A 12569-nucleotide genomic window follows, 5' to 3' on the forward strand; every position below is an offset into this window, starting at 1 on the left:
CAACAATCAAGGAGACCTGCCTTCATGTCCATGAGTCTTCCACCGATCGCCCGCATCATGGTTCCGGCCGGAATGCTCGGGACCGGATTTCCGGCCGAGACTCTCGACCGGGGCATCGATCTCGGCGTCGACGCGATAGCGATCGATGCGGGATCCACCGATCCCGGTGCGTACTACCTCGGCACGGCCACGGCGAAGCCGACCGCTGCGGCGGTGCGACGCGACTTGCGGCTGCTGCTGAACGCGAGCTCCCGCGCCGGTGTACCCCTGATCGTCGGTTCGTGCGGCACCGCCGGCACCGACGCCGGGGTGGACTGGGTAGCCGGGATCGCCCGCGACATCCTGACCCAGGACGGGCTGTCCTTACGACTGGCGCGAATCTACAGCGAACAGAAGCCGTCGGCGCTGGTCTCGGCACTCGCTGACGGCGACATCGCTCCGCTGCCGGGCGGCGGCCCGCTCGATCAAGATCTCCTCCTCGAATGCGAGCACATCGTCGGGTTGATGGGGCACGAACCCCTCAGCGATGCACTGGACCGCGGCGCGGATGTCGTCCTAGCCGGACGCACCACCGACACGGCGGTCATCGCGGCGGCCATGCTCCGCAAGGGCGCGCCCGAAGGCCCCACCTGGCATGCCGCGAAGATCGCCGAGTGCGGCGGGATGTCGACCACCAACCCGGTGGCCGGTGGTGTACATATCACGCTCGACGCGGGCGGTTTCACCATCGAACCACTCGCCGCCACCGCAGCGTGCACACCGAGATCGGTTGCCGCGCACATGCTCTACGAGAACGTGGATCCGTTCTTGCTGCGTGAACCAGCCGGGACCCTCGATACGACCGCGGCCACCTACACCGCACTTGACGACCGGCGGGTCCGGGTGGAGGGCAGTGTCTTCCACCATGAACCGCACACCGTGAAACTCGAAGGAGCCGCGCTACGTGGCTACGAGACGATGAGCCTTGTCGGTCTTCGGGATCCGGTGATCCTCGACCGCTTCGACGAGTGGCTCGCCTTCTTGCGAGTGCAACTCGACATCCGTATCTCCGATCTCCTGGCGGACAAGGCCACTGGGGTCACCTACGATCTGCGCCCCTACGGCTACAACGCGGTACTCGGCGATATCGAACCCGATGTCTCGCCGCCGCGCGAGGTCGGTCTGGTGATGCTCGTGCGTGCCGGCGATCAGGAGACGGCGACGGCCGTGGCGAAGATCGCCAGCCCCCTACTGCTCCACCTGCCGCTTCCGGACATGGATCGGCTGCCCAGCTTCGCCTTCCCCTACTCCCCCGCCGAGATCGAGCGCGGACCCGCCTACGAGTTCGTTCTGCAACATGTCTTGTCGGTGGAGTCGGCAAACGCCGCATTCCGCACCGAGTTCGACGGAAACCTCCACCACGACGGGAGCCACCATGCCTGAGTCACCGACCGTGTCGGACATCGCCAGCTACGTGCGGGCCAAAAACGCTGGACCGTTCTGGACGACCATCGACATCTTCCTCCCCGACGATGCAGCATTCACCACGCTCGTCAACAGTTCGGCCATCACCGCCGAGCGCGTCGGCGAACGCTACCGCGTCGACCCCGCCGACGTCCGGGTCTTCGAACTGCCGGAATTGCGGGTGGTCAAGGTGTCCCTGCCCCGTCGCGCCCCGCAGGGCGGGCTCCATGACCGTGACCTGCACTCGGGTCAGCAGCACGTACCGCTGGCGACGATGAGGTTGGCGTGAGTGTGCCTGGTTCCGGCCCACATGTACCACCGGCGTGTGACGCCCACATCCATGTGCTCGAGCCGGGATTCGCGCCGCGCGGCGACTTTGAAGGTCAAACCGTCCCGGCCGGTTTCGGGCTCGAGGACTATCTGCGCGCCCGACGCCCATTCGGCACCCGGCGCGTGGTGATCGTCCAGTCCAAGGTGTACGGCACCGACAACGGTTGTCTCGCTGACGCTCTCGACCGACTCGGCGATGCCGGTCGCGGGGTCGCCGTGGTGGATCCCGACATCTCCGATTCCGAGCTCCACGCGCTCGACGCCGCCGGTGTCCGAGGGCTTCGGTTCAGTCTCTGGAATGCCGCCGATTCGGTGGTGGACGTGGACATGCTCGAACCGCTCGCCCGGCGTGTCGCCGATCTCGGTTGGCATATCCAGGTGCACCTGATGGGTGAGCAGATCGCCGGATATGCCGACCGGCTCGATGGTCTGCCGTGCCCGCTCGTCATCGACCACATGGCCCGGTTGCCGCTCACCGGCAGCATGACGGGTCCGGCCTTCGACGCGCTCCAGCGGTTGCTCGACAACGGTCGTACATGGGTCAAACTCTCCGGCGCCTACCTCAACGCAACCGATCCCGAAACGGCGAATCGCACCGGCGACTATCCCGAAGCGGCCCGCGTGGCACGGACACTGGTCGCCGACGTGCCGAATCGACTTGTCTGGGGCAGTGATTGGCCGCACCTCACCGAACTGGGGCGCCCCCCGGACGACGCCGCCCTGGCGGCGGCGCTGAGCACCTGGGTACCCGATCCTGCTGTCCGCGACCGTATCCTGCGCCAGAATCCGGCCGAGCTCTATGGATGGGACGACGCCGTACAGGGGTGATCGCCGAGCACGGCGGGTCTGGTCCCGAGATGCGGGCGTAGTCTTCCCTTGTTTGAAATCGGTGCGGATTTAACGAGGAATCCCCGGGTGCCGCGACCTACCGTCGGTGTGGTCGACGACTCGAGAGGATCCAATCGATGACCGAAACCGCGACCAGCCAGCTCAACGATGTCAACATCGGCGCCGTCGGAAGTCTGGTGCAGTCGATCGAGGACGACCCGGGGAACGCGAAGACCACCTGGGCGGCCCATGTGACCTGGAAGGGTGCGTTCGCCTCGGAGGCCAAGGTACGGAAGTTCGCCCCGTCGGCATCGGACGAACCGGCCGGCCTGGGCGGCGCCGACACCGCGCCGAATCCGGTCGAACAGCTCCTCGGAGCGCTGGGCAACTGCCTGGCCGTCGGCTATGCCGCGAACGCCACGCTCGCCGGGATCGAGCTTCGGGACGTGCGCGTCGACCTCAAAGGCGATCTCGACCTGCACGTCTTCCTCGGACTGGCCGAAGGCCACGCCGGGTTCGACTCGATCACCGCGACGGTCACCGTCGATTCGGATGCGCCGCGCGAGCAACTGGAGTCGCTGCACGCGAACGTACTCAAGAGCTCGCCGGTCGGGCACACCATCGGCAACGCGGTACCCGTGCAGATCAACCTCGCTTGACCGGCACCGCGTCCAGGACGTCGGAGCATGCCTGTTGCCGCGCCGGCGCTTTGAGTTGGTACGGCCGATCAGACTGTCGTCGTGGGACTTCTGTCATGGCTGGGCGCGATGGTGATGCGGTCTCGTATCGCGTAGAGGCGATGTAGCGTCTGCCAGGCGGTGTCCCGTTCGGCGTCGGCGAGCAGCCCCGGGTACGACGCCTTCTGTCGGAATCGGTCGATCTGGACTCTGCTCCACACGGCATCGCCGGCGAGAAGTGTTGGGCCGGCGGCGGTCTGCGCGAGAATTCCGATACTCGCCGGGGTGTGACCGGGTAGGCCGACCAGGATCACCGACTGATCGCCGAACAGGTCGAGACTGTGCGGAAAGGTGAGAACGGGCGGCCCGTCGAGGTCATATAGGCTCACCGGCCTGTCCCGCAGTGCCCGGCGTACGCCGCCCTGCGGAGCGAGTTGCCCGCTCATCATCCAGGTGTGTTCGGGGCGATGAAGCCACACGGGCAGCCCGGGCAGGTCGAGCAGTCCGGCGACGTGATCCCAATGCAAGTGTGTGGGCAACGTGAAGTCGATACCCGCGCCGTCGATACCGGCGAGGGTGAGCGCCTGTCGAATGTCGATGACGTCGCGTCGCGGCGTCACCGCGATCCGAAGAGCCCACGGCAACTCGGCGACCGCACGATCGACGACATCGATGCAGACGCCCGGGTCGACGAGGAAAGTTGCTTCTGGGTGGCGGACGACGAAGGCGTTGATCAGGTTCGGGGTGCGGGCGGGTCGCCACACGCCCTCGGCGATCCCCGGAGTCGGCACCAGCCGTTCTCGCTGGGGCAGCGTGATCACCTCGACGGTCGTGTCGGAGGCGGGTATGCCGTGGTCGGTCAAAGATGCCAAGAACGGGCGGTCGGGTCGTCGCGGACGGATGACGCCGAGCGGCAGACCGGCGGCTGCCCGGCAACAGGTCAGCAGAGACGGGTGTGCGACGCCAGCATCTGTCATCGGTGACACTTCCTTGTGGTGGGAGGGCGAAACCGTTGGTGTGCCGAGGTTTCGGCGCGTGAGGTTCACGTGCTCGCGGATGCTCTCCCAAGTGGACATCGGTCACTGCACCGTCAGCACGAGCTTTCCGCGCACCGCGCCGGATTCCCCGACCCGGTGGGCCTGGGCAACCTCGGACAGGTCGAAGGTGGCGCCCACCGGAATCGAGAAGCGGTCCTCGGATGCCAAGGTCGCCGCCTGCGCGAATGCGTAGGTCGCGCGGCCGTCGTCGCCTCTGCTGAAACGGACGCCGTTGTCGCGAGCCCCGACGAAGTCTGCGATTGTCACCACACGCTCGGGGCTTCCGGTGAACTCGATCAGTTCGGGTAGGACGCTATTTCCCGCGACGTCCAATGCTCGGGCGATTCCGGTCGGTGCCAGGGCGTGTACGCGAGCACTCATCCCATCGCCGTACGCCACCGGCTCGGCTCCCAGGAAACGTAGGCGCTCATGTGTGACAGGGCTGGCCGAACCGATCACGCGAACACCGCGGGCGACGGCGAACTGAACGGCCGCACTCCCGATGCTGCCCGAGGCGCCATTGATGAACAACGTTGTGCCCGAGGCCACATCGAGGGTGTCGAGAGCCCGAGCGGCCGTCTCGGCGGCCGCAGGGATGGCAGCGGCGTCGGTATCGGCAAGCGACTCCGGCGTTTTCGCCCAGTACGACAAGACGGAAAGCTCGGCTTGAGCGGCACCGTAGGCCGAGGCGCCGAAGACCCGGTCTCCCAGAGCCACACCGGAGACCCCTGCCCCGAGCTCGTCGACGACGCCGGCCGCCTCGTAGCCCAACGTCTGCGGCAGCTCCTGATCCATCAGTCCCTGCCGCTTCTTCCAGTCACTGGCATTGACACCTGCTGCGCGCACCTTGATACGGATCTCTCCGGGTCCCGCATGCGGGGCAGGGAGGTCGACGATCTCGAGGACGTCGGGTCCGCCGAATCGGCTGAACCGCGCCGCCTTCATCGGATGACCTCCCGACGAGCACGTCCCGAATGGGACGCATATGAACGTTGCACGACGAACTCCTTCACGAGAAGAAGTGGCGGATCGGGCGATACCGCGTGTGCGTGCGCTCCCCAACGACTCGGTGGCCGCAGGCAGGAACGCATTTTTACTCCGATGACCGCGATGCTAACAGCCCAATCCGGTTGGGGGCACTGCCCTACGTTGTCGATCGTCGCTCGGAAATACCCCAGATGGGTATATTCGGCGACATGGACAAGGACCGCGAGCACTCCGCCGCGACCGGGTACTCCGCGCACGACGACCACGGCTCGGCCGGCCCGCACGGTCACCACGGCGATCACGATTCGCATGCCGGCCACGGCGACCATGTCGGCCAGTTCCGCCGACTGTTCTGGATCATGCTGGTATTGGCGATACCGACAACGATCTTCGACGGAATGTTCGCCGATGTCATCGGCTACACCGTCCCCGACACCGGGTGGGCGCGGTGGATCTCCCCCGCGATCGGCACGGTGATGTATCTGTGGGGTGGGCGGCCGTTCCTGAGCGGCGCGGCCGACGAACTGCGCACCCGCAAGCCGGGGATGATGCTGCTGATCGCGCTGGCGATCACGGTCGCCTTCGTTGCGTCATGGGGTTCGACGCTGCATCTGCTCGACCATGAGCTGGACTTCTGGTGGGAACTCGCTCTGCTCGTGGTGATCATGCTCCTCGGGCACTGGATCGAGATGCGGTCACTGGCCCAGACCTCGTCGGCGTTGGAGTCACTGGCCGCGTTGCTCCCCGACGAAGCCGAGAAGGTCGTCGGCGACGACACCGTCACGGTGTCACCGAGCGAACTCCTCGTCGGCGACATCGTCGTCGTCCGGCCCGGAGCATCGGTTCCCGCCGACGGCACGGTCGTCGACGGCGCGGCCAGCGTCGACGAATCGATGGTCACCGGCGAATCCGCGCCGGTGCGTCGTGAAGTGGGTGACGCGGTCGTGGCAGGTACCGTCGCCACCGATTCCGGTCTGCGCGTGCGCGTGACGGCGATCGGTGACGACACCGCGCTGGCCGGGATCCAGCGTCTGGTCGGCGATGCACAGGCATCCACCTCGCGGGCCCAACGCCTCGCCGATACCGCGGCGGGATGGCTGTTCTGGTTCGCCTTGGGCGCCGCGATCATCACCGCCGTCGTCTGGAGCGCACTCGGAATGCCCGACGACGCCGTCACCCGTGCCATCACGGTCCTCGTGATCGCGTGCCCACACGCGCTGGGCCTCGCGATCCCGCTGGTGGTGTCCATCGCCACCGAACGCGCCGCCCGTGGCGGTGTCCTCGTCAAGGACCGACTCGCCCTGGAATCGATGCGCAACGTGGACGCCGTGCTCTTCGACAAGACGGGAACGTTGACCATGGGTGAGCCGACGGTCACCGCAGTGGCCGCCGCCGCCGGCCACGACCGCGATCACGTGCTCGCCGCCGCAGCTGCCGCCGAATCCGACAGTGAACATCCGCCCGCGAAGGCGATCGTCCGAGCTGCCCGAAGCGAAGAACTCGACATCGCACCGGCACAAGACTTTTCGTCCTCCCCGGCCGTCGGCGTCAGTGCCGTCGTCGCCGACCGGATCGTCGCCGTCGGGGGCCCGCACCTGCTCGAGGAACACGATCTCACCGAACTGCCGATCGCCGCCGGGTGGCGTGACAAGGGAGCCATCATCCTGCACGTTCTCGTCGACGGTGCGGTCATCGGTGCGCTCGCGCTTGCCGACGAGGTCCGGCCGGAATCCCGCCGAACCGTCGATGCCCTGCACCATCTGGGCGCCCGGGTGGCCATGATCACCGGCGACGCGCAAGCCGTCGCGGATTCTGTGGCCGCCGACCTCGGCATCGACCGTGTCTACGCCGGAGTCCGCCCCGCGGACAAGGCGGCACGAGTCGCCGAACTCCAGCACGAGGGGCGCACGGTCGCCATGGTCGGCGACGGCGTCAACGACGCCCCCGCCCTCGCGCAGGCCGACGTCGGTATAGCCATAGGCGCCGGCACCGATGTCGCGATCGGGTCCGCGGGTGTCATCCTCGCCTCGTCGGATCCGCGCTCGGTGCTCTCCGTCATCGAACTGTCCCGTGCCACCTATCGAAAGATGAAGCAAAACCTTTGGTGGGCAGCGGGTTACAACCTCGTCTCGGTACCGCTCGCTGCCGGCGTACTCGCCCCCGTCGGATTCGTGCTGCCGATGAGCGTCGGCGCGATCCTGATGTCGGCGTCCACGGTGGTCGTCGCGCTCAACGCCCAACTGTTGCGCCGCCTCGATCTGACACCCCAACACAGCATCGACAGCGTGACCAGAACGCGTTCTGCTCGGCGTGGCCGGCGGGTGCCTCACTGAGCATGGTGCCGGGTCCGATGTGGCCGGGACTCATCGGACTAGTGGATCTAGACCGTCACGGTATTCTGGGCGTATGAAAACGGTAAGCAGCACCGAGGCCAAGATGCGGCTCAATGCTCTTCTCGCCGAGGTCGAGCGGACCGGCCAAACGATCACGATCACCAACCACGGACGGCCGGTAGCTGTGATGTCGCCTGTCGTCCCCACGACGCGCCGGTTCGGTCAGTTCCCAGGACTGACGATCCCGGATGACTTCGATGCGCCCCTACCCGCTGACGAGTTGGCCGCGTGGGAGTCGGATTCGTGACCGGCATACTTCTCGACACGAACGCGCTTCTCTGGCTGGTCAACGATCCCGGCCGGCATGCCCGCCCCGCCCTTGACGTTCTCGAGAATCCGGCCAACGACCTGTTCGTCTCGGCAGCGTCTGGCTGGGAGGTCGCCATCAAGACCCATCTGGGGCGTCTCGATGCTTCTCCGCTGTTGTCGGCCTGGAATGACACCCTGGCAACGATGGCGGCCACCGATCTCCCGATCGAGGCCGCTGATGCGGTGACGGCTGGACTACTCAATTGGTCGCACCGAGATCCCTTCGATCGCATGATCGTTGCCCAAGCCACCCGTCGGGGGCTGAGCATCGCCACGAGTGACAAGACCATGCACGACGGGACACTCACTCCGGTCGTCGACATCCGGAGATGAGGTGACGGAGCCCGTCTGCTCCGTTCGCAGTCTTCGTCGGCGCGATCCTGATGTCGGCCTCCGCCGTGGTCGTCGCGCTCAACACGCAACTATTGCGTCGCATCGACCTGAGACCCGAGATCAGCACCCCGCGGGCCCTGACGCGGCAACGGGGCCGATCCTCACAGTCAGGTCGGATAGGCGGCGCGGCGGGCCTGGATGAGTAGCTCACGCATACGCGGATGAACCCGGCCGGGGTGGTGTGCAAGGCCGAGGTGGATCGCCGGCGCATCGACCACCGGAACGGCGCGGACTCGGCCGCCGAGACGCGGCTCGATGTCGTGGGCGGCGAGCACACTGGCGTGGTGTAAATGGATGTGGTCGACGATCTCATCGAGACCCAGATCCGGGCACTCGGCCAAATACCCTGGCGTACTGATGACTTCGCGGAGCATCAGCGTCTCGCGGTCCCCGAGCGGATGCGTACTTGCCACCAGTGCGACAGCCGATAGCTCCCTGAGTTCCTCCGCGACGAGCCCGCCGGGCAGATTCGTCAGACAGGCGAGGGCTACGTCGGCAGTTCCCGTGCGGACCGCGTCGGTGGGTGTGCGGGTCAGTTGAACTTGTACGGGAATCGGATGCGAAAGTGTCGTCACTCGGTGTAGGAGCTCGTCGAGCAGCGCCGAACCGGTGGCCGGGCGTACGGCCAGGGTCAGCGGTCGGTCGGCGTTCGCGGCGCGCACCCGATCCACCGCAGCGTGGCTGGCGTCGAGGATGACGCGGGCGTCGGTGGCCAGGGCACGCCCGGCGGCGGTCGGGGTGACCGCGCGGCTGGTGCGGTCGAACAACGTCACCGCGAGGCGCCGTTCGAGCCGGGCGATGGCACGTGACAGCGGTGGCTGCGCGATTCCCAGGCGTGTCGCGGCGCGCGTAAACGACCGCTCCTCGGTGACGGCGAGCACGTATTCGAGGTCGCGCAGTTCCATCCGATCCATACCACCAGGATATGGCCGTCAGACCCGATTGTGCATGGCTTGTTCGTTGCTCGGCGAGTGAACTGGTAGCCATGACCGCAACCGACATTCTTGTTCCGGATACCATCCCCGATCATCACCGGCTGATCGAGGAGGTGTTCGCCCGCTATGTGCGTGCGGCCGACCGCCGCGATCCCGCGGCGATGGCGGCACTGTTCACCGACACGGCGACGGTGGCCATCCACTATCGCGGTGGTGAGCGCCCAGAGGTGCTCGCCGAGCTGACGGGCGCGGGCACCATCGGTGCCGCCGTCACGTCCGGTATGGCGCCGCATCCGCCGTTGGGGTGGAGCCATCACACGCTCCTCAATCCGATCATCGACGTCGACGCCGGCCACGGACGATTCGATGCACAGTTCCTCGTCTACGCGGTCCGTGGACTGCCGCAGCCTGACGACGGGTGGCCGGCCGGCACCGTAGGCGCCCAGGGGTCGATCGTCCCGATCGAATCCGGTTACGCCCACGCCGAATTGGTTCTATCGGGAGCGACCTGGACGATCGCCCACCTGGTCATCGAACACGACCTGCCCTACGCCTTTCCCACCCCGTGACCGAGCGCCCCGTGACCGGAGTGTTCGGGGCGCGCCTCACCGCGCCCGGACCCGATCCGGCCCGCGCGGTGGCCCTCGGCAGCGCGCCGGTGGCCGACGCGCCCACCGACTGGGCCACCGTGCGAATGCGAGCGGCCACCCTCAACGCCAGCGACCTCGCCACCATGGCCGGGCATGGTTTCGACGCCGCCGGGCTGCCGACGATCCTGGGTTCCGACGGCGCGGGAATCGACGCCGACGGAAACGACGTCATCATCTATCCGATCCTGACCGACCCGAAGCGGCTCGTCGAGGACCCCATGCTCGATCCCGGCCTGCAGATGTTGTCGCAGGGAATCGACGGCACCTTCGCCGAGACCGTCCGCGTCCCCGCGGCCAACCTGGTCCCCAAACCGGCGGGCTTGTCGTGGGAGGCGGCCGCATGCCTCGGTACCGCATGGCTGACCGCGTACCGAGCTGTGTTCACGCGTGCGCAATTGCGCCCGGGAGAAACTGTGGTGGTGTACGGCGCCGGCGGCGGAGTCGCCACTGCGGCAACTGTTCTCGCGCGCGCAGGTGGCGCCCGCGTGTGGGTTGTCGCCCGCAGCCCCGCCCGCGGCGCCCGGGCGGTCGACGAGCTCGACGCCGATGCCGCCTACACCCTCGACGAGTCTCTGCCCGGAGAGGTCGACGCAGTCATCGACTGCGTCGGCGGTGCGACGGTGGCGCATGCCATCCGCTGGCTGCGTCCGGGCGGCCGGCTGATCCTCGTCGGTGCCGCCGCGGGAGCCGCCCCGGTGATCGATATGCCGCGCGTGTTCACCCGATCATTGTCGATCCTGGGGTCGGCGATGGGATCACCTGCCGAACTGGTCAGGCTGGCAGCCTTGTGCGTCCGCCCCGACGTTCGGGTGCCGATCGATTCGGTATTCCGCCTGGTCGACATTCATGCCGCATTCGAGCGGGCGCGTAGCGGTCAGGCGTTCGGCAAGGTCGTGCTCGACTGCCGGTGACCTGCGTCGCTTCTGCTCGCCGTGGGCAGCCGGTGCGTTCAGACTGTCGTCCCGAACTCGACGACTTCAAGCCACCGATGCGCGCGACATGATCGCGCTCTGAAGTCAGTCGGAGCGATGAGAATGAACTCGATGCCATTGTGCGCGTATGCCAGCGTCTGGACCGGCAACGTTGTGGCGCATGAACTTTCATCGACGCAGGCCGTCAGCCCTTCTTCAGCTCCTCGGCGAGCATCACGAGGATGCCGCTGGGCCCACGGAGGTAGGTGAGCTTGTAGATGTCCGCGTAGGTCGCGACGCCGCGGAGCGGATGACACCCATGCCGCGCGGCGATCTCGAGCGCGGCGTCGATGTCGTCGACGGAGAATGCCACGCGGTGCGTCCCGATCTCGTTGGGTCGAGTGGGCGCCGTGTCGATCGCTTCCGGATGGATGTACTCGAAGAGTTCCAGACGACCGTGACCGTCTGGTGTCTGGAGCATCGCAATTTTCGCGTGGTTGCCGTCGAGGCCGACCGCGACGTCGGTCCATTCGCCGCTGACCGTGTCACGGCCCATGACGGTGAGCCCGAGATCGGTGAAGAACGCGATGGTTGCTTCGAGGTCGCGTACGGCGATGCCGACGTTCTCCAGTTTGATGGCCACGTGTTCGATGCTAGACAAGCTCCGCGCTGATACCGGTGACCCGGTGGCGCGAACCCGGCAGATTCGCGAGCGCTGACGCCTGCCGATTCCATCGGCAGATCGCCTGTTTGGCCCGTGAGATCCACGAGAACGGGATCATCGGTTGGGCGACCGAAGGTGTGGTGACGGTAACCAGGATGAGGGGCGACCTCTGGGGCTGTGGCATCAACCGCCAAAGGTCTGACTGTGACGGCTCCCGGGCGCCGATCACAGCGTGCTTGTGCGGTAGCCCGTTGTGGGCAGGGGTAAACCTCGTCGCTTCTTGGCCTCGGAACACGTCGGTCACCGGATATCGGATCGTGACCGGCATCGGAATCCGGAGCAGCAGCTTTGCCGGCGTTCAAGGACTTTCAGTGTTGCGGCTGTCGTCGCACAGGAGGGAGGCGGCCGACTGTACCTCGGCAAGTGCGTGGCGCGCGAGCGCACCGAACGGCTCAACGCCGCCGGCTTCGCTCCACCGCTCGAAGGCGAGTTCCAGGGCCAGCGAACCGCATTCGGCTCCCACCCGCGCGGCAACGAGCGATACGCCCCGACGCTCGAGCGTGTCGGCCATCGCCGCGGTGACCGCGAGCCCTTTGAGGGCTTCGCGTTCCCGGAGTCGGGGGCTGGCATCGATCACCGCCGAACGCCGGACGACGAAGTCCAGGCGATCGCCGGTGAAGATCGTCGTGCCGAGTAGATCCATCGCGTGCGCGACCGCCTCAAACGGTGTCGCGTCGCTCGGTGCCTCGGCAATGCCGTCGACGACCAGGGCGGTCAGGGCGCCGTCACCGAAGAGGACCTCGCGCTTGTCGAGACAGTGCCGAAAGAATGTGCTCTTGGTGAGTCCCGCTCGCTGGGCGATCTCGATGACCGTCGTGTCGTCGTAGCCCTGCTTCTCGAACAACTCGAGCGCAGCGACGGCGAGACGCTGCGGTGCATCCGGTTGCCAGCGGGCCATGCGCTGAATGTTACGGGACTTGGTCCCGTAATCGGGTGTACGTTGACAGGACCA

General features: G+C 66.8%; 14 protein-coding genes. 9 read left to right on the forward strand and 5 right to left on the reverse strand.

What is annotated here, in order from left to right; translation table 11 throughout:
- The first annotated feature begins 24 nt into the window (after positions 1-24).
- The 4 genes from ACLQ3C_RS00870 to ACLQ3C_RS00885 all read left to right on the forward strand — a co-directional run bounded on the left by ACLQ3C_RS00870 (position 25) and on the right by ACLQ3C_RS00885 (position 3260).
- A complete protein-coding gene (locus ACLQ3C_RS00870) occupies positions 25-1422 on the forward strand; it encodes an acyclic terpene utilization AtuA family protein (protein WP_425702571.1) in 1398 nt (465 codons plus the stop codon).
- The gene (locus tag ACLQ3C_RS00875; protein ID WP_425702572.1) at positions 1415-1732 is read left to right on the forward strand and encodes a DUF4387 domain-containing protein; all 318 of its coding nucleotides are present in this window, start codon (positions 1415-1417) and stop codon (positions 1730-1732) included. The genes ACLQ3C_RS00870 and ACLQ3C_RS00875 overlap by 8 nt, the downstream gene beginning before the upstream one ends.
- Positions 1729-2601, forward strand: a complete 873-nt coding sequence (locus ACLQ3C_RS00880) for an amidohydrolase family protein (RefSeq protein ID WP_425702574.1) — start codon at positions 1729-1731, stop codon at positions 2599-2601. The genes ACLQ3C_RS00875 and ACLQ3C_RS00880 overlap by 4 nt, the downstream gene beginning before the upstream one ends.
- A 137-nt stretch (positions 2602-2738) precedes the next feature.
- Complete coding sequence (locus ACLQ3C_RS00885) at positions 2739-3260, forward strand: OsmC family protein (RefSeq protein ID WP_425702575.1); 522 nt, start codon at positions 2739-2741, stop codon at positions 3258-3260.
- A gap of 68 nt (positions 3261-3328) precedes the next feature.
- On the opposite strand, the gene ACLQ3C_RS00890 is transcribed toward ACLQ3C_RS00885, so the two are convergent.
- Both ACLQ3C_RS00890 and ACLQ3C_RS00895 read right to left on the reverse strand, forming a co-directional pair.
- The gene (locus ACLQ3C_RS00890; protein WP_425702577.1) at positions 3329-4255 is read right to left on the reverse strand and encodes an MBL fold metallo-hydrolase; all 927 of its coding nucleotides are present in this window, start codon (positions 4253-4255) and stop codon (positions 3329-3331) included.
- A gap of 102 nt (positions 4256-4357) precedes the next feature.
- Positions 4358-5260 carry an NADP-dependent oxidoreductase gene (locus tag ACLQ3C_RS00895; protein WP_425702579.1) on the reverse strand — a complete coding sequence of 301 codons (903 nt, stop codon included), beginning with the start codon at positions 5258-5260 and terminating at the stop codon, positions 4358-4360.
- A 251-nt stretch (positions 5261-5511) separates the two neighbouring features.
- On the opposite strand from ACLQ3C_RS00895, the gene ACLQ3C_RS00900 reads away from it, so the two are divergent.
- The 3 genes from ACLQ3C_RS00900 (at position 5512) to ACLQ3C_RS00910 (ending at position 8337) form a co-directional block, all read left to right on the forward strand.
- Positions 5512-7635, forward strand: coding sequence for a heavy metal translocating P-type ATPase (locus ACLQ3C_RS00900; protein ID WP_425702580.1), 2124 nt, complete (start codon positions 5512-5514; stop codon positions 7633-7635).
- Positions 7636-7708: 73 nt separating this feature from the next.
- A complete protein-coding gene (locus tag ACLQ3C_RS00905; protein WP_425702581.1) occupies positions 7709-7942 on the forward strand; it encodes a type II toxin-antitoxin system Phd/YefM family antitoxin in 234 nt (77 codons plus the stop codon).
- Positions 7939-8337 (forward strand): type II toxin-antitoxin system VapC family toxin, encoded by a 399-nt coding sequence (locus ACLQ3C_RS00910; protein WP_425702583.1) that lies wholly within the window; start codon positions 7939-7941, stop codon positions 8335-8337. Before ACLQ3C_RS00905 ends, ACLQ3C_RS00910 begins: the two co-directional genes overlap by 4 nt.
- 167 nt (positions 8338-8504) lie before the next feature.
- Here ACLQ3C_RS00910 and ACLQ3C_RS00915 read toward each other — a convergent pair whose 3' ends face one another.
- Positions 8505-9311, reverse strand: a complete 807-nt coding sequence (locus tag ACLQ3C_RS00915; protein ID WP_425702585.1) for a LysR family transcriptional regulator — start codon at positions 9309-9311, stop codon at positions 8505-8507.
- 71 nt (positions 9312-9382) lie between these two features.
- Between ACLQ3C_RS00915 and ACLQ3C_RS00920 the strand changes: the two genes are divergently transcribed.
- Together ACLQ3C_RS00920 and ACLQ3C_RS00925 are read left to right on the forward strand one after the other, a co-directional pair.
- On the forward strand, positions 9383-9901 hold the full coding sequence (locus ACLQ3C_RS00920) for a nuclear transport factor 2 family protein (protein WP_425702587.1): 519 nt from the start codon (positions 9383-9385) through the stop codon (positions 9899-9901).
- Between the two features lie 11 nt (positions 9902-9912).
- Complete coding sequence (locus tag ACLQ3C_RS00925) at positions 9913-10893, forward strand: zinc-binding dehydrogenase (protein ID WP_425702588.1); 981 nt, start codon at positions 9913-9915, stop codon at positions 10891-10893.
- A 205-nt stretch (positions 10894-11098) separates the two neighbouring features.
- On the opposite strand, the gene ACLQ3C_RS00930 is transcribed toward ACLQ3C_RS00925, so the two are convergent.
- Both ACLQ3C_RS00930 and ACLQ3C_RS00935 read right to left on the reverse strand, forming a co-directional pair.
- Entirely contained in the window at positions 11099-11536 is a 438-nt protein-coding gene (locus ACLQ3C_RS00930; RefSeq protein WP_425702590.1) for a VOC family protein, read from the reverse strand.
- Between the two features lie 379 nt (positions 11537-11915).
- A complete protein-coding gene (locus ACLQ3C_RS00935; RefSeq protein ID WP_425702592.1) occupies positions 11916-12515 on the reverse strand; it encodes a TetR/AcrR family transcriptional regulator in 600 nt (199 codons plus the stop codon).
- Between the last annotated feature and the right edge of the window lie 54 nt (positions 12516-12569).

Origin of the sequence: Gordonia sp. DT30 (assembly GCF_049844915.1) — a bacterium.
Lineage (GTDB): Bacteria > Actinomycetota > Actinomycetes > Mycobacteriales > Mycobacteriaceae > Gordonia.